This is a genomic window from Acetonema longum DSM 6540 (assembly GCF_000219125.1).
Taxonomy (GTDB): domain Bacteria; phylum Bacillota; class Negativicutes; order Sporomusales; family Acetonemataceae; genus Acetonema; species Acetonema longum.
In genome coordinates this window covers 1-22445 of record NZ_AFGF01000191.1, presented here as the reverse complement: position 1 = coordinate 22445, position 22445 = coordinate 1, and the positions used below count along the sequence as shown (strand labels likewise).

Below are 22445 nucleotides of genomic sequence, written 5' to 3'. Positions count from 1 at the left end.
AGGAGCGCATGAATAAGCTCGATGTGGTATATAAAGGCTTGATTCATCTGGAAAAGCAAGCGGAAAACGGCGTTTCGGCCAGGGAACTCAGTGTATTTTTACAATTGGACCGGGCCAATGTAAGCCGATACCTGAACCAACTGTTTGATGAAGGACGCGTGAAAAAAAACAATGGCAGACCCGTGCGGTATTACTCTGTAACAACCGGCAGCCCCGGCGCGAAAACAAATTATAGCCTGGACTTATTGGTAGGAGCGGATTTAAGCTTGCATATTCCAATTCAGCAGGCCAAAGCGGCGATGCTTTATCCCCCGCGGATTACATACGCTGATATTGGGCGAAACCGGGGTCGGAAAGTCGATGTTTGCCGAACTCATGTGCTGTTTTGCCAAGGAGTCCAATGTCATTGACGCCGACGCTCCCTTTATTCGATTGAATTGTGCGGATTATGCCGACAATCCGCAATTGGTCATGGCGCAAATATTTGGCGTCAAAAAGGGTGCGTACAGCGGCGCTGACGCCGACCGGGAAGGGCTGTTAAAAAAAGCCGATAAGGGGATATTTTTTTTGGATGAGGTCCATCGCTTGTCGCCGCAGGGACAGGAGATGTTATTTACATATATGGATAAAGGGTGTTTTCGCCCCTTGGGGGAGACGGAAAAACTGGTTTATGCGGAAGTGCAAATTATTACGGCGACAACCGAAGACCCGCAGTCCATGTTATTGAAAACCTTTACCCGCAGAATTCCTATGACCATCACATTGCCGTCGCTGAAGGAACGCAGCCTCAAGGAGCGGTATGGCCTCTTGGGGGAATTCATTTTAACCGAAGCAAAAAGGCTGGGAAAAAGCATTTATATCGAAAAAAATGCGTTACTTTCCCTGCTGCTCTATGATTGTCCCAATAACATCGGCCAGTTAAAAAGCGATTTACAGTTATCCTGCGCAAAAGCGTTCCTCCGCTTTACCGCGCAAAACAGCGACTATATCTTAATCGATCAAACGGATTTACACCAGCGTGTCAAATCCGGGCTGATGAAAATCCAGGAGTACCGGGATGAAATAGAGCAGCTCTTACGCAATAAAGGCGATCTTCTCGTGTTCAGCGATAAAGCCGGCCCCAGATCGTATCGTATTCTGGAGGAATTGAACGATTGTCAGGAGCAGCAATATTTTTATGATATTATTGAGAAAAAAGTCGAACAGTTAAAACGGCAAGGCTTAAGCGAAAAGGAAATAAATGATCTGTTAAACATCGACCTTGAAAAGTATTTTAAAAAATATCTGAGTGATCTGCCGGGCACGTTCTGCAAAGATGAAATTACCAAAATTGTCGATGTGCAGGTAGTCGACACAGTGGAAAAAATCCTGGCCATGGCGCAGCGGCAGCTCCATCGCTCCTATAATAAAAAGGTGTATTATGGTCTGGCTTTGCACCTGCATAAAAGCATTGACCGCATTCGTTACGGGAGCCGGATATATCACCCCAAATTAAACCTGGTTCGTACACAGTATGCCGATGAATTTCTCGTCGCAATGGAAATTGCGAAAACCATTGACCGGGTGTTTAATATTGAGACGCCGCTGGATGAAATCGGATATCTGGCGATGTTTCTGGCATCCGATGCGTATGAGGAAGAGACCAAGCGCATGGAGAAAGTGGCAGTCTTAGTGATCATGCACGGACATGCTACAGCCAGCAGCATGTGCCAGGTTGTAAACAGCCTGATCGGTGAAGAACATGCGTGCGCGATGGACATGCCCCTCAGCATGAAGGCAGCGGCCATGTATGAAGCCGCTAAACAGGAAATTCGCGCTCTTAACACGCAGCGGGGCGTTCTTCTGCTTGTAGATATGGGTTCTTTAGACAGCTTCGGCCACATGATCAGTGAAGAGACGGGGATTAAAATCAGGACAATCAGCCGGGTGAGTACGCCCATGGTCTTGGACGCCTGCCGCAATGCGATTGCCGGACATAGCCTGGACGCCATTTATCGCTCCTGTCACGAAGTCAACCGGTATAGTATTCAACAAGCAGAGGTGTGTAAAAAAACGGTTAAGAAACAACTAATTGTCACTGCTTGTTTTACCGGGGAAGGAGCGGCGGAACAGCTGAAAGCGATCATCCAAAAACAGCTGCAGGATCCATCCATACATATTACGCCGCTGAATATTCTGGATCACAATGATTTTTTGGACAACATTCAGAAATTAAATTGTACCTACGAAATTCTCGCTGTGGTTGGAACCGTGAATGTATATATCGAAAACGTCCCATTCATACCCGCACCGGATATTTTGGACGGTCCCGGCATTGAGCGGCTGCAAAAATTGATCGACGCAGAGCGGCAATATACCAGTATCAGAAACTTTTTAAAAGATGATATTTCCTTACGTGGCGTCGAAGTGTTTGAAGACACGCGGGAAATCCTTGAGAATATCGAGCGCACGCTGGGTATCATCATTACGGAGGATGTCAAAGTCGGACTGTTATTGCATATTGTATTTATGGTAGACAAATTAATTCATGGGGGCGAAAGCAGGGCTTTTTACGATTTGCAGGCTTATCAGAAAACTTACAGCAAAGAATTTGCCATGATGGGCGCAAAATTAAGATTTTTAGAGCATAAATACCATATTGTAATCAGCGAAAAATGAATTGGCGTATATTGTGCGGGTCATTATGGAAAATCAACATAGTGTGTAATGAAATACACAGTAAACAGAGAAGCCAAGGGGTTGTGTGTAAGAAATATACACGCTACCCCTTGGCTTTTATTCGTTGCGGAGTCCTTTATGCATGCCGGCAAATCCGCCTAATCAGGGGGGTTGCCGGTTATTTTTGCAAGATTAACGGATAGGTAAATGTTGGCATGCGTATTGCTTTATATACTTACGTGTAGCGGAGCAAAAAAGCGGGAGGAGGGATAGGATGGTCAGAATCATGCTGGTATGCTCGTCGGGGATGTCTACCAGTCTTTTAGTTTGCAAAATGAATACCGTAGCGGTCAAAGAAGGAATTCAAGCCAAGGTTACCGCCATTGCCGAGGCAGACTTGAAGAATAACATGAATAATATGGATGTTTTGCTGTTAGGACCGCAAGTGAAATTTTTGCTGACTAAGCTGAAAGACCTGTTGGAACCAAAGGGGGTTCCTGTGGATGTTATCGATTTTTCCGATTATGGAACGATGAACGGGAAAAATGTCTTGGAACACGCCCTGCGTTTAGTCAAAGACAAGGCGCTGTAGGGTGGGCAATGAAATCTAGAAGAAGCGGCAATTGTATATAAACGTAAAATGAAAGGGTGAGAAATAAATGGGTACGGTTATTAGTTTTTTAGAGAAATATTTTGTTCCCGTTGCGGCGAAATTCGGGGCACAACGGCATTTGGTCGCAATACGGGACGGTTTTGTCGCGATTATGCCATTGCTCACGGTGGGAGCGTTAGCCATTCTGATTAACAGTTTTCCGGTGACGGCATATCAAGAGTTTATGACCAAGATTTTCGGAGAATCCTGGAAAAGCTTTGGCGGCAATGTATGGACAGGCAGCTATGCAATTATGTCTTTGGTGGTCGTTTTTAGTGTAAGCTACAGTCTGGCCAAATCTTACGAAGCCGACGGAATGGCGGCAGGCTTGGTCGCCTTTGGCGCATTGCTTATGCTATACAGCGGTTCGGAAAAAGATTGGGCGATCCCCTTTAGCTACCTGGGAGCGCAAGGCTTGTTTGTGGCCCTGTTTGCTGCGATCGTTTCAACGGAAATCTTTGTGAAACTGATGGGCAATTCCAAACTGGTTATTAAAATGCCGGAAGCGGTTCCCCCCGCTGTGGCAAAATCCTTTGCCGCTTTAATTCCTTCGATGGTTGTCATCATGTTGTTTGCTCTGATTCAATGCATCCTTACCGCTGCGGGTGTAACCAATCTGCATGAAGCGATCTTTAAAGCGATTCAGGCGCCTATTTCCGGCTTCGCCGATCAGCTGGGCTCCGCGATATTTGTAGCGTTCCTTATTCATATCCTATGGTTCTTTGGCCTGCATGGCTCAAACATCATACTGCCGCTGACGAATGCGGTTTACCTGCCGAACATCAATAACAATATTGCGGCGTTTCAAGCCGGGCAATCCATTCCTCATATTGTAACTCCGCCCTTTTTCGATGCGTTTGTTTGGATGGGCGGCGCAGGAACAACGTTTAGTCTGGTAGCTGCCTTGATGATCGCGGCGAAGCGGCGGGATATGAAAGATATCACGAAACTTACCGCTGCACCGGCGTTATTTAACATCAATGAACCCATGCTATTCGGGTTGCCGATTTGTCTGAATCCGATTTATCTTGTACCCTTCGTACTTACGCCGATCTTGCTGACCATTACCAGCTATCTTGCCATTGCCGCCGGAATTGTTCCGAGAACAATAGCAATGATGCCCTGGACGACTCCCCCGGTTATCGGCGGTTTCTTGGTTACCGGTTCGGTGATGGGCGGCTTGCTGGCTTTGATTAATATTGTGATTGGCATACTGATTTATTTACCATTTGTTATTCTTGCGCAGAGCCAAGGAGATAAAAAAGACCGGGACCAGGTGTCCAAGGCAGAAACGACGAGCGTCAAAGGATAGGCTCCAAAACCAATTAGAGGGAGTGTAAATCAACATGGAAGAGGTCGCAGTTAAAATTATATTGGAGAGCGGTGATGCGAGGAGTTGCGCAATGGAAGCAATTCAATGCGCGAAGTCCAAAGACTTTGCAAAAGCAAAGGAGCTTATGGAGCAATGCAACGAAAAGATCTCCAGAGCTCATGTCGTGCAAACCGGTTTAATCCAAGCTGAGGCAAGCGGAAAAAAAACAGAATTATCGGTACTGCTTATTCATGCCCAAGACCATCTTATGACTTCGATTACTGTAAAAGATCTTGCTAACGAGATCATTGAATTATATACCCATGTTCATCATCGATAGAGGATATACCGTCATTTCAATGCTTGTCTATAAAGGAGTATCGGTATGAAACAGTTAGGAATATCAGTATACCGGAATGGCGCACCGCTGGAGAATACCTTAGCCTATATCGATTTGGCCGGCCAATATGGTTTTAAGCGCATCTTCACGTGTTTAATTTCCGCAGCGGACAGAGACCCGCAGGATGTCATGGCTGAGTTTAAACAGATGACGTCTGTAGCTAAAAAACATGGCATGGAAGTTATTGCGGATGTTGATCCCTCTATATTCAGGGCTGTTGGAGCAAACTACCATGATTTATCTTTCTTTTACGAATTAGGATTGCAGGGTATTCGTTTGGATCTTGGATTCAGCGGGATGGAAGAATCGATTATGACCTTTAATCCCTATGGGCTAAAGGTAGAATTAAATGCCAGCAACGGGACCAAATACTTAGATACGGTGCTGTCCTATAAGCCCAATGTGGACCATATTTTAGGATGCCATAACTTTTATCCGCATGTTTATACCGGATTGGGTTATGAACATTTCAAGAAATGCAGTAAGCATTTTAAAGAACACGGCATCCGCACGGCGGCGTTTGTTAACTCTTCCGCCGCCGAATTTGGGCCATGGCCGGTCTCAGAGGGGCTTTGCACCTTGGAGATGCACCGCGGATTGCCCATTGAAACACAGGTCAAACATCTGTTGGCTACGGGGCTGATTGATGACATCATAATTGCCAACGCGTTTGCCTCGGAAGCGGAACTCAAGAGCGTAAGCATGGTGAACAAGGACATGTTGGAATTCAGCGTGGAACTGGAAAAAGATATTCCAGCTTTGGAGCGGACAATCGTTCTGGATGAGTTTCACTTTAACCGCGGCGACGTTTCAGAATACGTGATTCGATCAACCCAATCCCGGGTCAAGTATAAAGGCCGGCACTTTCCGCCCTTTCATACGCCGGATCTGCAGCGCGGCGATATTTTAATCGAATCGTCGCTCTATGACCGCTATGCCGGGGAATTGCATATTGCGCTGCAGAGCATGAAAAACAGCGGCAAGACCAATGTAGTCGGCAGAATTGTGGATGAAGAGGTATTCCTGCTGGACTTGCTGGAACCCTGGGCGAAATTCAAATTCCGGGTCAAGGAATAGCAAAAATCATCGCTGATTTTGTCATTATGATAACGTACCATCAGATTTGTGTATCGATATACGCAAAATTAGACTGAATATTCTGTATTTCAATAATGGAATAGGGGGTGGAGCCTTTCGATGTTCTAGACCCAGCGTCAGTTTGGCGATCCTCCGGTATTCGCTGATCAAAATGCCGGCAAGCAGGCCAAGGGTAACCGCGATCGCGCCGGCGGTCAGCGAAATTCGTAAATGATCGATAAACAGGTGGCTGAAAAATTCTTTCCGGTCAAGCAGCAGCCTGAACACATCTGTCATTCGCTTCCTCGCCCCCTTTGCGCAGTACTCTGCGCCACCCTTTCGATATGATTTACTTTATTCTGTGCGACAGGAAAATAGTATACCACGCGGGGAGAGAGCATTATTGCCAGGAGAATAGGGAGGAAGGGCGGTGCAATTGTTCGAGATCGCGGTTGAACAGGCCCGGGAACGCATATATTCTCCATGCTGCTTCGAACCGGACTGGCCTTTTACCCTGCGGCGGATTGAAACCGAATCTTTGATGATTGTGAAGAAAAGCGGATTTGCTAAACGGAAGAATTGTGCTACAATTTAAGTAACGAAAAGTCTCATAATCTCATATGTCTGTCGTCGATCGCCGGTACAAAAACTAACCGCAGGGAGGAATGGATGATGACAGAAATTACTTATCGCAAAATTTTAGTGCCTGTGGACGGCTCGAAGAATTCATTTAAAGCTCTGAACCATGCCGGACAGATTGCCAGCCGCTTTGGGTCCGAACTGGGCATTTTGTACGTCTTCCTGCCGAGGGTGGCGCTGCCGGCTTATCCGGATTTTAATGTGGGGTATATCCCGGAAACGGTGTACAGCGACCTTGAAGAGTTCGGCAAAAATGTGCTGGAAAATGCCGTAAAATTACTGCCTCCATCATTGATTGTTCACACCCGCATGGAAGTGGGCTCTCCCATTGAAATCATTCCTCAGTTTGCCCAGAATAACGGCTATGACCTGATTGTCATCGGCAGCCGCGGCATGGGAATTATCAAAGGACTGGTCATGGGCAGCGTAAGCAATCATGTGGTCCATTACGCCGCTTGCCCGGTCTTAGTGGTGAAGTAATCGAAAGAGCCATGCCATTGGATTCATCCACGGTATGGCTCTTTTTCATTACAAAGTATCCGCTGCATTTCATGGTTAACGATTAAAATTATAGGGGAAAAGAATGACTGCCCAGACCAAACTCAAACCGGTTATATCCGCTTCCCGGCGGACCGATCTGCCGCGGTTCTATTATTCCTGGCTCCAGGAGACGCTGCGGGCCGGCAATGTGACGCTTCCCAATCCTCTTTACCGGGAAAAGACCTATACCGTAGACCTGGACCCCGGCAATGTGCACAGCCTGGTGCTGTGGAGCAAAGACTTCAGTCTGGTGGCGCAAGACCCTCAGTATCTGGAGAACTATCATCTTTATTTTCAATATACCGTCAATCACTATTCTCCTGTTCTGGAGCCCCACGCGCCGTCTTACCGGGAGACACTGGGCGTTTTGGAGCAGCTTCTGGGGCGATACCGGCCGGAGCAATTCAATATCCGCTTTGATCCCATCATTCTTTCCGACCGGGGTGAACCGGATTTGACTAAAAACAAGCCGGAACAGGCCAGGCTGCTGGTTTTTGACCAACTTTGCCGGGATCTGAAAACTCTGGGCATGACCGGCTGCCGGATCACCACCTCCTTTGTGCAGCTATACCGGCATGTGGCTAGACGGTTAGCTAATTCCGGCCTGGATCTCCGCCAGCCGGACCCGGATCAGCAGGTGAGACTGGCGGCTCACTTGGTTCAGATCGCTTCCCGCCACGGCTTTATCCTCTACTCCTGTTCCAGTCCGCTGCTGTCAGGGGCGGCCGGGATTCAGCCGGGACATTGCATTGACGGCGAACTGTTAGAGAATCTGTTCGGCGGACGGGTTTCCCGCGCCAAAGATTCCGGCCAGCGGGAGGCCTGCGGCTGCAGCAAAAGCCGTGATATCGGCAGCTATGACCAGCCCTGCCGGTTTGGCTGCGTGTATTGTTATTCCTGTAAGACGCTGTAACAAGATGCCGCTGTGGACCTGAACAGTTTGGCCGGCAAACTGCCGGCGGGTTTTCCAACGCATAAATTCCCGCCCTGGATAAAGACTAGTAAAAAAGTCTTTGCTATTGCAGGAGGGAATTATGTCGGACAAGGATTCGTTTATCAAAAATACCGATTCCATTACCACCGGCACTGTGGAATCAGTGCCCGGACAGGGTCAGGCCAGCGGCTCCAACAACCCGGAAGGGCATTTTGACGTGCACGTGAATGCCCGTAAATACTATGATATTGAAAAGTCTCCGCCGCCGGACCAGATGTTTGCCTGGCAGCGGCAGCATATCCAGGCTCATGACCAAGGCAAGGAAGGCTACCCGCTGAACGTGATCATTGATCCGGCTATGCGGGAAATGTACCAGCATGTCCACGCCCAGGGCCTGACCAATGTATTCGACCGGTTTTCCCAGCAGGTCAAGATCCGCTGCAACTTCTGTTCCCAGGGGCTATCCTGCCAGCTTTGCGCCAATGGCCCCTGCCGTATCAACGATAAAACTCCCCGGGGCGTCTGCGGCGTGGATGCCCATGTGATGGTGGCCCGCAACTTTGTCTACCGCCATGTCACCATCGGCACGGCGGCCAACATTTTTCACGCCCAGCAGGCGGCCCGTACGCTGAAGGCGGCGGCCCAGGCCCCGGAAAGCGGGCTCAGGATCCGGGACAAGGAGAAACTTTATAAATACGCCGAAATGGCCGGCCTGAATACCCAAAACGACATGACCAAGGTTGCCCTGGATTTTGCCAACTGGGTGCTGACGGACATGGGCAAACCCTATTATGAAGAATCAGTTATGGTTCAGGCCTTTGCCCCGGCCAAGCGCAAGGAACTGTGGCGCCAGCTCGGGCTGTTTCCCGGTGGCGGCAACAGTGAGGTGGCTTTTGCCCAGACTAAATGCATGACCAACCTGAACGCCGACCCGGTGGACTTTCTTCTCACTTCGGTGCGCTTAGGCATAATCAACGAGTATCAGGGACTGTTCGCCCTGGATATTCTGCAGGAAATCCTGATGGGTACGCAAAAAATCCATAAGACCCGGCAGAACATGGGACTTTTAAAAGAAAGCATGGTCAACATCGTGACTAACGGCCATATGCCCCTGGTGGCCCAGATGGTGCTTGAACTGGCCTCGTCCCCGGAATGGAACAAAAGGGCTCAGGCGGCAGGCGCTGCCGGAATCCAGGTGCTGGGCCACGTCTGTGAAGGACAGCAGCTGATGAACTACGAAGGCATGCAGAGCTTGCCGGCTTATGGCGGTCAGGAAGGGGAATGGCTGTCGGAGGAATACCTCCTGGCCACCGGCGCTGTGGACCTGTTTATGTTTGACTATAATTGCACCGTGCCGACCCTGCCTTTATACGCTAAACGGTTCGGGACCAGGATGGTCAGCGTCCATGAGGTCATCCGGCTGCCCGGCACTGAAACGGTGGAATTTATCCCGGAAAAAATGCAGGAGCAGGCGGGAGCCATTCTGGAAAAGGCATTAGAGTCCTTTGCCCAGCGCAAGCAGGAAAACCGGCAGGTGTATATCCCGCCGCATACCACCGAATGCACGGTGGGCTTTAGCACCGAGTCGGTGAAACAGGCTCTGGGCGGCTCCTGGCAGCCGCTTCTTGACGCCATTAAGGCCGGCAGCATCCGGGGTATAGCCACGGTGGTGGGCTGCACCACTGCTCATTACGGCCAGGGCGGCAGCAATATCTTCCGTATTGCCAAGGGACTGATTGCCAAGGACATCTTAGTGCTGTCCGGCGGCTGCACTTCCGCCGTGATGGAGTATACCGGCCTGACCCGTCCGGAGGCGGCGGAAGAATGCGGCCCCGGTCTGAAGGCAGTCTGTACGGCCCTGGGAATCCCGCCGGTCTTGTCCTACGGCGCCTGCGTGGATATCGGCAAGATGACCCATACCGCCAAAGAACTGGCTGATGCTCTGGGTGTGGACACCAACAAGCTGCCCCTGGTCATCGGCGCGCCGGAGTATCTGGAGCAAAAGGCGGTGGCTGATGCCTGCACGGCCATTGCTCTGGGCTGGCTGGTCCATGTGGCCCCGGTGCCCTCGGTCACCGGCAGCGAAGTGGTGGTCAAGACTCTGACTGAGACCACTGAAACCCTGGGGTTGGGCAAACTGATGGTGGAACTCAGCGCGGATAAAACGGTAGAGATCTACGTGGACCACATTGAGAAAAAACGCCGGGAACTGGGGATATAACCGGAACCCGAACGAAAGAGGCGGCAGGCCAAATCTGCCGCCTCTTTCATATGGGCGTTACTGTTAGGCCGCCGGTTTGATCCGGTTTTGCCTTTATCCCGTTTCTCTGCCTATACAGGCATAACCGGTTTTCGAGCAGGTTTGACGGAGATGTGTTACAATATTTATATAAAGAAACCTTTTATTGTAAAGTGAGGCAATGATTCACGTGAAACGTGCCAGACAGATTATGCAGGCCTTGACTGCTGCGGGGTATGAGGCGTATATCGTAGGGGGAGCGGTGCGGGATATGGTGCGCGGCCTGGAACCCCATGACATAGACATTGCCACCAACGCCAGGCCGGATCAGATCCGGCAGGCGGCGGAGGAAAATGGCTGGTTCACTGTGGCAGTGGGAGAAGCCTTTGGCGTGATGATTGTGCAGGTGGACGGACAGCCGTTTGAGGTAGCCACCTTTCGCGGCGAATGTTATGGCGCCGACAGCCACCGGCCGGAGGAGGTATGGTACTGTGCGACTCTGGACGAGGATCTGTCCCGCCGTGATTTTACCATGAACGCTTTGGCCATGGACTTGGCAGGACGGATCATTGACCGCTTTGACGGTATGGAGGACATTCGCCGCCGGATGATCCGGGCGGTGGGGAAGCCTGACCTTCGGTTTGCCGAAGATGGCTTGCGAATGTTCCGGGCGGCCCGCTTCGCCGCTCAGACCGGTTTTTCCCTTGAGGCGGATACTCAGGCGGCCATAGGCCGTAATCGGGAAAGAGCCAGAGGCCTGTCCCTCGAACGGATCCGGGGCGAGCTGGAAAAAGCTCTGCTGGCGCCTCATCCTGACCTGGGGCTGGATAGCATGCTGAAAACCGGCTTGCTGGACCAATCCTGCCGGGTCAAAGACCGAGGCGTCTACGAAGACGTCCCCATTCTGCCGGAACTGATCCACCTGGACGGGCTGGCCCAGAATCCGGCCTACCATCACTTCGATGCCTGGCGCCACACTCTCGGGACCGTGCGGCTGGTAAAACCGGACTTGTCCCTGCGCTGGGCGGCCCTTTTACACGATGTGGCCAAAGGCTGGGAAGGCGTGAGGACCGTCAACCGTAAAGGGGCCTGGTCCGATCCCGGTCACGAGGTGAAGGGGGCGCAGCTGGCGTCTGCCATCCTGACCCGGCTCAGGCTGAGCGACGCTCAGGTCCGGCAGATCTCCTGGCTGGTGCGCAATCATATGCAGCTGCCGGTGGAGGAATATCTCGTGCTGCGCTGGCTGAAACAGCATGCCCGCGACTTTTCCGGCCTGGCTTCTTTCCGCTCCGCCGTTGAATCCCTTCTGGAACTGCACCGGGCCGATCGCCTCGCCGGGCATGTGGAGCCGGATCTGTCAACCTGGGAAACGGCAGCCGGTCACTTGGGCCGGATCCTGGCGACGATGCCGTTTTATCCGGCGGAACTGGCTATTTCCGGCGGTGAAATTGCTGCTCAGCTGGGCAGCGGCCCTCAGGTAAAGTCCTTTCAATCCGATTTACTGATGCGCATCCAGGCCGGACGCCTGGATCATACCAGAGAGGCGCTGCTGGCAGCGCTGGGAGCGCGGGCGCGTCGCAAAACGCAGGAATAAGATAGGCTTTTAGCGAATATGTCCATTAGACTTATATCGGCTTCTTTCTACTTTTATGGAGGAATAGAAGAATAAATGCGCGACTTTGTTCATACCAATCACCAGAACCAGATAACCAGGAAAAGGGGAAGGGACATGCGCATGATGGCGTGGATCCTGTTTGTGTGTTCATTTCTTTTGCCGGTGTTTGCCGATGCGGCCCAAGCGGCCCCGGCGGGTTACTTTGGCCGGGAAGTGCAGGTTGAACTGGCGCTTCGCTCCATGGACATTGAGGCCAAGGTGGGACAGATGCTCTTGCCGGCTTTTCGTCAATATGAAGGCAAAGACATGACCGAGCTGCCCGACTCTGTGGCTGACAGCATCCGGCGGCACCATCTGGGCGGGGTCATTTTGTTCAGCGGGAATATTACCGGTGTGGAGCAAACCGTGGGTCTCATCCATGGCATACAGCAGGCCGCCGGCTCTGTGCCTCTGTTTGTGGCTATCGATCAGGAAGGGGGTCGGGTGATCCGGCTGTCGTATGGCACCGGAATGCCAGGCAATATGGCTCTCGGCGCAGCCGGCGATCCCCGGTATGTCTTTCAGGCGGCTGAAATCATCGGCCGGGAACTGAAGGCCCTTGGCTTTAATGTAAACTTTGCACCGGTGCTGGATGTCAACTCCAATCCCGACAACCCGGTGATCGGAGTCCGTTCTTTCAGTGAAAATCCCGATGTGGTAGCGCAAATGGGCCAGTCTTATATCCGGGGCCTTCATGCTGCCGGTGTGGCGGCGGCAGTCAAGCACTTTCCCGGCCACGGGGACACGGCGATGGATTCCCATCTGGGCATTGCCGTGGTGCCTCATGACAAGAAGCGCTTGCAAGCCGTAGAACTGAAGCCCTTTCGGGAAGCGCTTGCGGCCGGACCGGATATGGTTATGACCGCCCATGTGACCTTTCCCGCCTTTGACCGTACCACTGCCATTTCCAAAAAAGACGGCCGGCCGATTCAAATGCCGGCCACTCTGTCTCATGCGGTATTAACCGGTCTCCTGCGGCGGGATATGGGGTTTGAAGGGCTGATTGTCACCGACTCCTTGGGGATGCGGGCTATTTCCGATCATTTTGGCCCGGAGGCAGCCGCTGTTTTGGCGGTAAAAGCCGGCGCCGACATCCTCTTAATGCCGCCGGACCTCTCCGCCGTCTATACTGCCTTGTTGCAAGCGGTAAAATCCGGCGATATTTCTGAGGAGAGGATTAACCAATCCGTCCGGCGCATCCTGAGGGCTAAATATGACCGGGGTATCTGGCAGCCCAAAAGCTCCAAACCTTCTCCCCGTCTCGCCACGCAGATCCGGTGGGCAAAAACCGTTGTCGCCAGTCCGGATCACCGCCGGAAGGAAGCTGAGATCAGCGAAAAGGCAATCACCCTGCTGAAAAACGAAAACCATCTGCTGCCGTTCGATCTGCGCCAGGCGCGAAACGTCCTTTTTCTGGCGCCGGGAGAAGAAAGCTACCAGGCCATCCAGCAGGCCCTGGCCGAAACAGTGGCCAAAGCCGGCGCCCGAACCGAAGTCAGCGGCGTTAAATATGAAAAATCCGGCCTGACACCTGCCATTCAACAGGCCATCGACCGGGCCGACTATATCATCCTGGCCACCCACAGCTACGATGTGGACGGTCGGACTCCCGGCCGGTCCCGGACTGCCGACTTCAGTCTGGCAACGGTAAACTACGCCAATCAGAGGGGTAAACCTCTGGCCGTCATGATGATCCGCAATCCCTATGACATGATGTACCTGACCGGAGCCAAAGCGGTTGTCGCCCTCTATGGCGGCGGTGAAGGCCCCAACATTTCCGCCGGTCTCAGAATCATCTTCGGTCTGGCCAAACCCGGCGGCAAACTGCCGGTCAGTATCCCGAATCCTGACGGGACGGGGTATTTGTACCGGTCCGGGCATGGACTGACATTTGCCGGCGGGAAATGATCCCAATAGAGGGATTCCTGTTCGCCTGCATCAGCAGCGGGAAGCTATGCGTCAAGACAGCAAAAACCTCCCGCGGTTTCCTCCGGGGCAAAAGGAAGCGCGGGCTTATGCACCGCCTAAGGTGCATAAGCTCGCGCTTTTTCTCTATACATTGCTATTTACCGATGCTTCAGAGGAATACTTGTTGCCCGTGCTCTGCTATCCCGGCAGAGCACGGCTGCCTAGCCAGGCAGGGTTTAAGGGCTATAGCTGAATGGCGCCTGTCAGCAGGCAGACAATCGTCATCACGACGGTGGAGCCGAAAGCCCACCAGAAAATATGCTTCTGATGGTCGCCCAGTTCAACGCCGGACATGCCGACGAGGATGAAGGTGGATGCGGTCAGCGGGCTGAGCGGGAAGCCGGTGGTCATCTGGCCCAGGATGGCGGCGCGGCCGATGCTTACCGGATCAATGCCGAATGCGGCGGCCGTCTGGCTGACAATCGGCAGTACTCCGAAATAATAGGCATCTGGAGTAAAGACCAGGCTCAACGGCATGCTGGTGAAGGCTACGATCAGCGGCAGGAAGGGACTGAGGGGATCAGGAATCCATGACACCAGGGTTTGCGACATGGCGGTGATCATCTTCGTGCCGGTCAGGATGCCGGTAAAGATGCCGGCGGCAAAAATCATCGAGGAGACAAAGCCGACATTTTTAGCCTGAGAGTTGATTCTTTCCAGCTGTTCTTTCGGGTCGGGGAAATTGACAACCAAAGCAATGCCAAAGGCAATCATAAACAAGACCGGCAAGGGCAGAACCGCTAGGATCAGCGAAACCACCAGCACGGCGGTCAGCAGCAGGTTGAACCACAGCAGATGAGGCCGACGCAGCTTTGCCTCTTCTTCTGTCAGAGTGATTTCATGTTCAAAGTCCACATGGAGTACGCCCAGTCTGGCCCGTTCTTTTTTGCCAAAATAGTAGGCCACGGCAAAGACCCAGATCAAGCCGACGATCATCGCCGGAATAACCGGATTGAACAAGGTCAGTGAGTCGACGTTGAGGGTCGTCATGGCCCGCGCCGTCGGCCCGCCCCATGGAATCAGGTTCATAACGCCGGCGGCGAGGCAGATGGTGCCGGACAGCACCAGCCGGCTCATTTGCAGCCGCTGGTAAATCGGCAGCATGGCCGAAATCGTGATCATGAAGGTGGTTGCGCCATCGCCGTCAAGGGCAACGGCAATGGTCAGAAACGCTGTTGCCAGCACGACCTCAGAGGGTCGCCCTTCACCAGGCGCACCAGCCGTTCAACCAGCGGGGCAAACATGCCTACTTCCAGCATCAGGCCGAAATAGAAGATAGCAAACATGAGCATGATACCGGTCGGCGCGACTTTGATAATGCCGTCGAGGATCATTTTGCCGATGGAAGCGCCAAAACCGCCGATCAGGGCAGTGATGACCGGCACAATAATCAGCGCGGCCGTTACCGACATCCGTTTGGACATGATCAGATAGAGAAAGATAAAGACCGTCAAGAACCCTAATAATGATAACATATAAAGCCTCCTTGTTTTTTAATTATTAGAAAAAATGACTTCTGAATTCATAGCTGCCAGTATCGCCTGTTGCTTTTGGCTTAAATACTAATAAGCAAGTTGTGTGCCATCTGTATAGGGCAATCAAAAATCGCCGGTTTGTTTTGTCCCTCTTAGTAAGAAAATTTGCGTAAAAAACTATTTATTCCACATTATAAAAAATTCCAAATTTTAATTTTTTATAATAATTACTTGTAACATTCTAAAAACTTATAATTCGATATTTTACTCCAATGTCCGCGTTTTATTGTATAAGGTGGCCAGCGAAATTTCCAGTTCGGCGGCAATCTTTTTTTTGGCTTCCAGACTTTGGCCGTATTTGGCGAACATTTGCCGGATCACCGCCCTTTCGGTATCCTCAAGAATTTTTTTCAGGCTGCCGGAGTGACCCAATCCCCAGCCATTTTCCCAGGTTGGGCGCAGGGAGAATGCTTGCGCATAAGCCGATTTCGGCAGGTGAATTTCCGCTACCGTATCGCCATCGCAGGTATAGGCGGAGAATTGGACGACATTTTTCAGCTCGCGGACATTGCCGGGCCAATCATAGAATAGCATCATCTCGTAGGCCAAGGGCAGAAAAGTAACTGTTCTTTTATTCTTTTTTCCCCATTCCGCCAAAAAGTTATCGGCCAGCGGCGCCAGGTCTTCTTTCCGGTTTTTCAGGCTGGGAAGCTCCAAGGTCATCGCCGACAGGCGGTAATATAAATCCTCACGATATTTTCCTTCTTTCACCATCGCCAGCAAATCCCGGTTGGTTGCGGCGATGACCCGGATGTCGACCGCTTCTTCGGTGGATTCGCCGACTCTTCTGACTTTGCGCTCCTGAAGGACTCGCAGCAGTTTGGCCTGCATATCGTAAGGGAGATCGGCAATTTCATCCAACATGATCGTGCCGCCGTCGGCCATGGCAAATAAACCTGCCTTACCGCCTTTCAGCGCTCCGGTAAACGAGCCGCTGGAATAGCCGAACAACTCACTTTCCGCCAAGGTAACATTCAATGTCGAGCAATTTACAGCGACAAACGGCTTGGCAGCGCGGGAGCTGGCATTGTGAATGGCTTGCGCAAATAACTCCTTGCCGGTGCCGCTTTCCCCGGTGATCAGGATATCTTCATCATAACCGGCCATCCGCTTGGCCAAAGCGACAGTCTTCCGAAATGCACCCGAAATGCCGATGGCATCCTGAAACGTATAGCGGGCTTGGTATAAGCTGTCAACCGTAGCCTTTAATTCATGATTTTTCTGAGCGTATTTCTCCAGTTCTCTGGACAAGTGCTTGATGCGGGCGATACTCTTGACGACCGAGAGGCCGCCGATTACCGCTCCTTCCAGCCGGATCGGCGCCATATCGACAACGTATTCGGCATCGCCTTCCTGCCGGTAGATGCCGATTTGAGCAACGCCTGTTTTAATGACCTGCGGCAGCACGCTTCCCGGCCGTACCTGCGGCAGCGACCTTCCAATAATATCCTCGCGACTGAGACCGGCTATCTGCAAATAACCGGTATTGACATAGCGCACGATGACATCCCTGTCGGCAATAAGAATGCCGTCATATACCGCTTCGATCAGACTCACCGTCGTATTAGCGGCGCTAAACAGCTTACTGATTGGCTCCATTCATGTCCACCCCCGGCGTTAACCTACTGATGACTGCTGCGTCACTCAATTATACTTTACCATATTTACGCAGCGGTTACTACCGATGCTAACGGCAGAGGCAGTCAGAAGGCTGGTTGTCGCTTTTATTGGTTGCCTTCGAATAGCTTGCCGGCGGTAAGGTCCAGCTTTTCCGCCATCGCGCTGACCTGCTGCACCGAGGAGGCGATATGACCAATCGCCTCGGCCACCTGGGTGATGGCCGCTTCAATCTGCACTGTCTGCTGATAGGAACTGGTATTGGCTGTTTTAATTTCCTGAATAATTGTTTCTACCTGCTTGATGGAATCAGCGCTGACGGCGGCCAGTTTGCGGATTTCCTCGGCAACTACGCCGAACCCTCTGCCCTGTTCGCCCACCCTGGCCGCTTCGATTGCGGCGTTTAAACCCAACAGATTCGTTTGCGCCGAGATATTCTTGATTAAACCGAGGACTTTGTCGGTTTCCTGTACGCGAAGCTGAGAATCGTGGGCCGAATGGGTCAGTGTGCGGCTGACCGAGGCAATTTCCTCGCTTTGCGCCGAGATTTCCTCACTGGTGCTGGCTAAAGAACTGATAGCTTCGGTTAGGGTTGCCGCCATTTCCTTCAATCCGTCGTAGTGTTCGACCGATTCGGTGATCGTTACCGCGCCGATGACGTCACCGCGTTCATCGAATAAGGGAGTCGCCAGCGCAATGTAAGGAATTCCCCGTACCGTTTTGTCAATGCGGGTAAAAATCCGCCGCTTTTCCTCGATCGCCCGCTTGATGGCGCTGCCCTCCCGCAATGGCTGACCGGCGGCTAAGTTGAGATCGAGATTCTTGGCGGGTATGTACAATAAGCAGGTGGTGCGGTCGGCCAGCGTCACGCCGTAATCGGCCGGAACAAGTTCCTTTAAGTGTGATAACACATAGTGATAATGGCTGAGAATTGTCTCGTGGTTTGACGGGACGGTAATGGCTTCCTTCATAAACTGAGTCACTCCTTATTGCCGAAACTTATGGATACATCGCAGCCTACATATGCATGGTAAATGATCCGCCACCGCAATAAGTTTTTGCATTCATCCTCATCTGCCTCCTTTAATCAGTATATCGGCCTAAATGCCAAAAGCCATAAATTGACCGTGATTGATGGCGCCGCTTGCTGCGATTTTCCGGTGGCGGCAATCACCGTATCCGCCGCTGCAAAAGTAGATGAAATGTTCCTTTATCTTGTTATCTTGCAACATTTATGCCAATTTCCAGGCGGATATGGTTCGGACCAATAAACGAGTCTTTAGTCCTAAAAAATTTAGTGAAATTGCTTGACATCTGTAGACGACTGGTCTATTATAAAAGTATGAAAAGTTTAACACGGAAAAAATTGATCAAAGCCGGGGCAAGAGCAATGCTTGCCAAAAGCTACAATGCCGTAGGAATCCAGGAAGTGCTGTCCGAGGTGGATGTTCCGAAAGGATCTTTTTATCACTATTTTTCCTCCAAGGAAGAGTTTGGTGTGGCCATCGTAGAATATTACGGCGAACAACTGGCTGAGACCATAAGGAAGCGGCTGTCGGACATCGGCCTTTCCCCCTGGCACAGAATGAAAGAGTATTTCCTGGGGGTTCGTTCCTATTATGCCAGCGCTGGCTGCAGTGAAGGCTGCCTGGTGGCAAAAATGGCCACCGAGATTGCCAATGCCAGCCCCCGCATCAGGATGGCATTAAAAGCGGAATTTGACAAGTGGGTCGGGTTGTTTGCCCGCTGTATTGAAGAAGCGCAAGCCCTGGGTGAAATTTCCCCGGAGCACGATGCCGCCGCCCTGGCTGAATTTATTTATACCTCCTGGGAAGGCGGGCTTATTCGGATGCAGGTCGATCAAGAGCTTAATTCCATCGATAACTTTATGGCGTATATGTTTGAATATGTCATACCGTTGCGAAAGTAAAAATGGCGAGCAGGCTTTCGCCATTTTTCACACAAGCTTTAAGACGACCGGTCTATTTTATTGCCTTAAGTGATGCCCGTCAATCTGAATGAGGAGGTGAAAGGGATGTTTATGCAAGGTATATTTTCTAATTTTTATGATGTAAATGTTGTATTTAATGTCTGGATAAAAGTCGCCAATGCCAACGCGTATTGCAACGATGTGGACGGGATCGAAAGAATCTTCTTTTCCTATACTGCATAAGGCGGTTCGGCCAACAAAATGAGAACGGCAAAACACCTCAGCCAGCATAACCGGCTGAGGTGTTTTGCCATTCTGCCGGACCAATAAAAAAAGTCTCAAATATCCTGTTCGCGATAAGCTGATATTTTCTTGCGTGTTTTTGTTATAATAGAACTCAAGTATGGCGGCATAAAAGTAAACAATGCACTTCTCAGAAACAAATAATGGAATTTTCTGATTCCTTCATGCTGCCGGAGAGGTGCAGCCTGGTTGTTTCGCATGATAACGGATGGCAGTCTGTGGAGAGGAGCATGCTTGATGTGGCCGAAAACACTGCGGAGCAGGTTGATTTTCCTGACTGCAATTGCGGTAACCTTGCCGCTGTTAGGGTCTGAATATTATACGACGCTGCATTCGGAGCAAGCCCTGATTTTAGAAAAGCAGCGTAAATTGTTTGGCATTACCCGGGTCCTGGATCACTATCTGCAAGGCGATTATCAGGATTTACTGCAAAAATATGATAAACTGAGCGCGTCGCGGGAAGAACAGATCTCATTCCTCAATCAACGGCTGCGTTCCTATACGGACCAGGTCGCAGCTTCGCATCCGGGCGTAGGCGTGGGCTATTATTCCCGCGATCTGGATGCAATCATTACCTATGGCCCCAGCGATATTTACCATGACAGGGTAGGTACGCCCATCAGTCCCTCCCATGAGGGCCGCCTGGTGATGCAGACTGGAGGCGAAAGGGTGCAGATCGGCGATCTGGTCCGCGGCCCGATTATGAACGCCATGCTTCCGATTATCCGGAAAGAGAGCGTGGTCGGTTACATCTGGGCCAATGAACTGACCGCCGACATACAGGCTGAGATTGATATAATGAAAAAACGGGTTTATCTTTCCGTCTTTTTGGGCATCTTACTGAGTTTGCTCGGCGTTGGCCTGCTGACGCCGGAAGCCATGGACTATCTGTGCAGGTATGCCTGGCCCGGCAATGTGCGGGAACTGGCTAACACTCTGGAACGGGCGGTGGTGCTGGCTCGGGGAGTGATTCAGGAAAAGGATCTTCTGCCCCTGGGGGTGGAGGGAATGGCAACCCGCCATCTGAGTATTGACTCCAGCGGCACATTAAAAGAAATCTTGCACCGCACCGAACGAAGTGTGATCATCCAAGCCTTGCAGCTCAATGGAGGGAACCGTCTGAAAACGGCTGAGATGCTGGGAATCAGCCGCCGCGCTTTATTTTATAAAATTGACGAGCACAAACTGACAGTGCCCAAATCGGCGACAGATGAGCAACTGACTGATTGATGAAGGCAATACGCTTCGGGCAGTGCAATGTAGTGCCGGAGAGTGCAATATTTTGCATGGAATTGAGACTCTATTGCGACAAATAACATTATTTTAAAGATTATATTTAATTTAAACTGAGCAATTTAGCGTCGGATAGACCTTTGCTGAAATCACAGAAGGAATCTGGCACGTATCTTGCTACTAAATATTACATTATACAAAATATAGTGTAATTTTGGAATCGAGCGACGAAAAAGGGGGTAGAAATATAAGCGTGCAGCATTAAGGAGTCCAAACCAATAAGGAGGAATGTAGAATGTTACACAAACTTGCCCGATTCTTTGTCACCTTGGTACAAAAGTACCTGCCTGATGCATATTTATTTGCCATCCTTCTTACCTTCGGCGCCTTTATTTTAGCTTGGGGTTTGACCGGTAAAAGCGCCTATGACCTGGTTTACATGTGGGGCAGCGGCCTTTACGGCATCCTGGCCTTTGCCATGCAAATGATCTTGATTCTGGTTACCGGGCATTCTCTGGCATCCAGTAAACCGATTAAAGCGGCGTTGCGAACGATGGCCAGCATTCCCAAAAACACGGAACAAGCCGCTATGCTTGCTGTTTTTGTGGCCGCCATGGCCAACTTCGTGAACTGGGGCTTTGGCTTGGTGGTAGGAGCGCTCTTTGCGCGGGAACTGGCCCGGCAGGTAAAAGGCGTAGACTATCCCTTCCTGGTGGCAGCCGGTTATTCCGGATTCGTTGTTTGGCATGGAGGTATCTCCGGCTCTATTCCTTTGGCTGTTGCCACCAAAGGGCATATTGTTGAGAATTTGACCGGCATTATTCCTGTAAGTCAGACGGTTTTTTCCTCCTGGAATTTAATTATTACCTTTGCTATGATCTTCACTTTGCCCATTCTTTTTAAACTAATGGCGCCCAGGCCCGAAGAAGCCATCGTCGTGGACCCGGCTCTGTTTACGGAAGCTGAGGAAGAGACGGCTCCGATCGGACCTCAGACATTTGCCACCCGCCTGGAAAATAGCGTTATCATCAACGGGTTGCTGGGCTTAATGGGTCTGGTTTACTTATTCGCGCACTTTTCCCAAAACGGCTTTGATCTGAACCTGAATATCGTAATATTTATATTCTTCATTGCCGGCGTCATCCTGCACAAGACCCCGATCAATTATGTCAAGGCTATGAACGAAGCCATTAAAGGCGCCGGCGGCATCGCTCTGCAGTTTCCGCTGTATGGAGGCATTCAGGGCATCATGGTTTCCTCGGGCCTGGCAGCGATCATCGCCAAGTGGTTTATTTCCTTCTCTACTGTTCATACCTTCCCTCTATTTACCTTCATCGCCGGCGGCGTCATCAACTTCTTCGTCCCCTCCGGCGGCGGACAGTGGATTGTACAGGGGCCGATTAATATTCCGGCTGGCCTGGCTCTTGGGGTTGAGCCGGCAAAAGTGGCCATGGGCATTTCTTACGGCGATCAATGGACTAACATGATTCAGCCTTTCTGGGCATTGCCTCTGTTGGGCATTGCCAAACTGGGAGTGCGGGATATCATGGGATATTGTGTGCTCACTTTATTGTGGAGCGGCATTATTATTGCTCTTGGACTGCTCGTATTATAGACTAACCATTTATTAAACCTGTATTGATTGGCTGTACGGGGCGGCGCAAGTCGCCCTTTGCAAAAAGGAGGTTACACATATGGCCCAAATAGTGTCTGTGAATCAAGCACTGGAACATCTGCACCAAGGCGCAACGGTT

At 51.1% G+C, this 22445-nt stretch carries 17 protein-coding genes and 2 pseudogenes; 15 read left to right on the top strand and 4 right to left on the bottom strand.

The genetic code is table 11. The features are described from left to right. Positions 1 to 8: 8 nt before the first annotated feature. From ALO_RS16270 to ALO_RS16250, 5 genes and pseudogenes are all read left to right on the top strand, one after another. Positions 9 to 2707 (top strand): annotated as a pseudogene (locus tag ALO_RS16270) (sigma 54-interacting transcriptional regulator). Positions 2708 to 2932: 225 nt separating this feature from the next. Further along, complete coding sequence (locus tag ALO_RS16265; protein WP_004098055.1) at positions 2933 to 3250, top strand: PTS sugar transporter subunit IIB; 318 nt, start codon at positions 2933 to 2935, stop codon at positions 3248 to 3250. A gap of 67 nt (positions 3251 to 3317) precedes the next feature. Then, on the top strand, positions 3318 to 4622 hold the full coding sequence (gene celB, locus ALO_RS16260; RefSeq protein ID WP_004098054.1) for a PTS cellobiose transporter subunit IIC: 1305 nt from the start codon (positions 3318 to 3320) through the stop codon (positions 4620 to 4622). 34 nt (positions 4623 to 4656) lie between these two features. Next, positions 4657 to 4962, top strand: a complete 306-nt coding sequence (locus ALO_RS16255) for a PTS lactose/cellobiose transporter subunit IIA (RefSeq protein WP_004098051.1) — start codon at positions 4657 to 4659, stop codon at positions 4960 to 4962. A gap of 45 nt (positions 4963 to 5007) precedes the next feature. Then, positions 5008 to 6099: a DUF871 domain-containing protein gene (locus tag ALO_RS16250; RefSeq protein ID WP_004098048.1), complete on the top strand. Its 1092-nt coding sequence runs from the start codon at positions 5008 to 5010 to the stop codon at positions 6097 to 6099. A 24-nt stretch (positions 6100 to 6123) separates the two neighbouring features. On the opposite strand, the gene ALO_RS16245 is transcribed toward ALO_RS16250, so the two are convergent. Then, the gene (locus ALO_RS16245; RefSeq protein ID WP_004098045.1) at positions 6124 to 6396 is read right to left on the bottom strand and encodes a hypothetical protein; all 273 of its coding nucleotides are present in this window, start codon (positions 6394 to 6396) and stop codon (positions 6124 to 6126) included. A gap of 133 nt (positions 6397 to 6529) precedes the next feature. Here ALO_RS16245 and ALO_RS22570 point away from each other — a divergent pair, with 133 nt between their 5' ends. The 6 genes from ALO_RS22570 to ALO_RS16220 all read left to right on the top strand — a co-directional run bounded on the left by ALO_RS22570 (position 6530) and on the right by ALO_RS16220 (position 14013). Beyond that, the gene (locus tag ALO_RS22570; protein ID WP_004098042.1) at positions 6530 to 6694 is read left to right on the top strand and encodes a hypothetical protein; all 165 of its coding nucleotides are present in this window, start codon (positions 6530 to 6532) and stop codon (positions 6692 to 6694) included. Positions 6695 to 6768: 74 nt separating this feature from the next. Beyond that, complete coding sequence (locus ALO_RS16240) at positions 6769 to 7218, top strand: universal stress protein (protein ID WP_083821131.1); 450 nt, start codon at positions 6769 to 6771, stop codon at positions 7216 to 7218. Positions 7219 to 7321: 103 nt separating this feature from the next. Further along, positions 7322 to 8191 carry a DUF1848 family protein gene (locus tag ALO_RS16235; protein WP_004098038.1) on the top strand — a complete coding sequence of 290 codons (870 nt, stop codon included), beginning with the start codon at positions 7322 to 7324 and terminating at the stop codon, positions 8189 to 8191. 121 nt (positions 8192 to 8312) lie between these two features. Continuing rightward, positions 8313 to 10433: an anaerobic carbon-monoxide dehydrogenase catalytic subunit gene (gene cooS / locus ALO_RS16230; protein WP_004098036.1), complete on the top strand. Its 2121-nt coding sequence runs from the start codon at positions 8313 to 8315 to the stop codon at positions 10431 to 10433. 199 nt (positions 10434 to 10632) lie between these two features. After that, complete coding sequence (locus tag ALO_RS16225; protein ID WP_004098035.1) at positions 10633 to 12045, top strand: CCA tRNA nucleotidyltransferase; 1413 nt, start codon at positions 10633 to 10635, stop codon at positions 12043 to 12045. 135 nt (positions 12046 to 12180) lie between these two features. Beyond that, complete coding sequence (locus ALO_RS16220; protein WP_050807042.1) at positions 12181 to 14013, top strand: glycoside hydrolase family 3 protein; 1833 nt, start codon at positions 12181 to 12183, stop codon at positions 14011 to 14013. A gap of 243 nt (positions 14014 to 14256) precedes the next feature. Here ALO_RS16220 and ALO_RS16210 read toward each other — a convergent pair. From ALO_RS16210 to ALO_RS23585, 3 genes and pseudogenes are all read right to left on the bottom strand, one after another. After that, positions 14257 to 15548: pseudogene (locus ALO_RS16210) on the bottom strand (CitMHS family transporter). A gap of 264 nt (positions 15549 to 15812) precedes the next feature. Beyond that, positions 15813 to 17207, bottom strand: a complete 1395-nt coding sequence (locus ALO_RS16205) for a sigma-54 interaction domain-containing protein (RefSeq protein WP_004098025.1) — start codon at positions 17205 to 17207, stop codon at positions 15813 to 15815. Positions 17208 to 17332: 125 nt separating this feature from the next. Continuing rightward, positions 17333 to 18196 (bottom strand): methyl-accepting chemotaxis protein, encoded by an 864-nt coding sequence (locus tag ALO_RS23585; protein WP_004098022.1) that lies wholly within the window; start codon positions 18194 to 18196, stop codon positions 17333 to 17335. A 371-nt stretch (positions 18197 to 18567) separates the two neighbouring features. Between ALO_RS23585 and ALO_RS16190 the strand changes: the two genes are divergently transcribed. From ALO_RS16190 to ALO_RS16180, 4 genes are all read left to right on the top strand, one after another. Beyond that, positions 18568 to 19155: a TetR/AcrR family transcriptional regulator gene (locus tag ALO_RS16190; protein ID WP_004098018.1), complete on the top strand. Its 588-nt coding sequence runs from the start codon at positions 18568 to 18570 to the stop codon at positions 19153 to 19155. Between the two features lie 105 nt (positions 19156 to 19260). Then, the gene (locus ALO_RS22565; RefSeq protein ID WP_004098016.1) at positions 19261 to 19398 is read left to right on the top strand and encodes a hypothetical protein; all 138 of its coding nucleotides are present in this window, start codon (positions 19261 to 19263) and stop codon (positions 19396 to 19398) included. 297 nt (positions 19399 to 19695) lie between these two features. Beyond that, on the top strand, positions 19696 to 20688 hold the full coding sequence (locus tag ALO_RS21040) for an AAA-type ATPase lid domain-containing protein (RefSeq protein WP_004098014.1): 993 nt from the start codon (positions 19696 to 19698) through the stop codon (positions 20686 to 20688). 298 nt (positions 20689 to 20986) lie between these two features. Next, positions 20987 to 22306 carry a short-chain fatty acid transporter gene (locus ALO_RS16180; RefSeq protein WP_004098013.1) on the top strand — a complete coding sequence of 440 codons (1320 nt, stop codon included), beginning with the start codon at positions 20987 to 20989 and terminating at the stop codon, positions 22304 to 22306. Positions 22307 to 22445 lie beyond the last annotated feature (139 nt).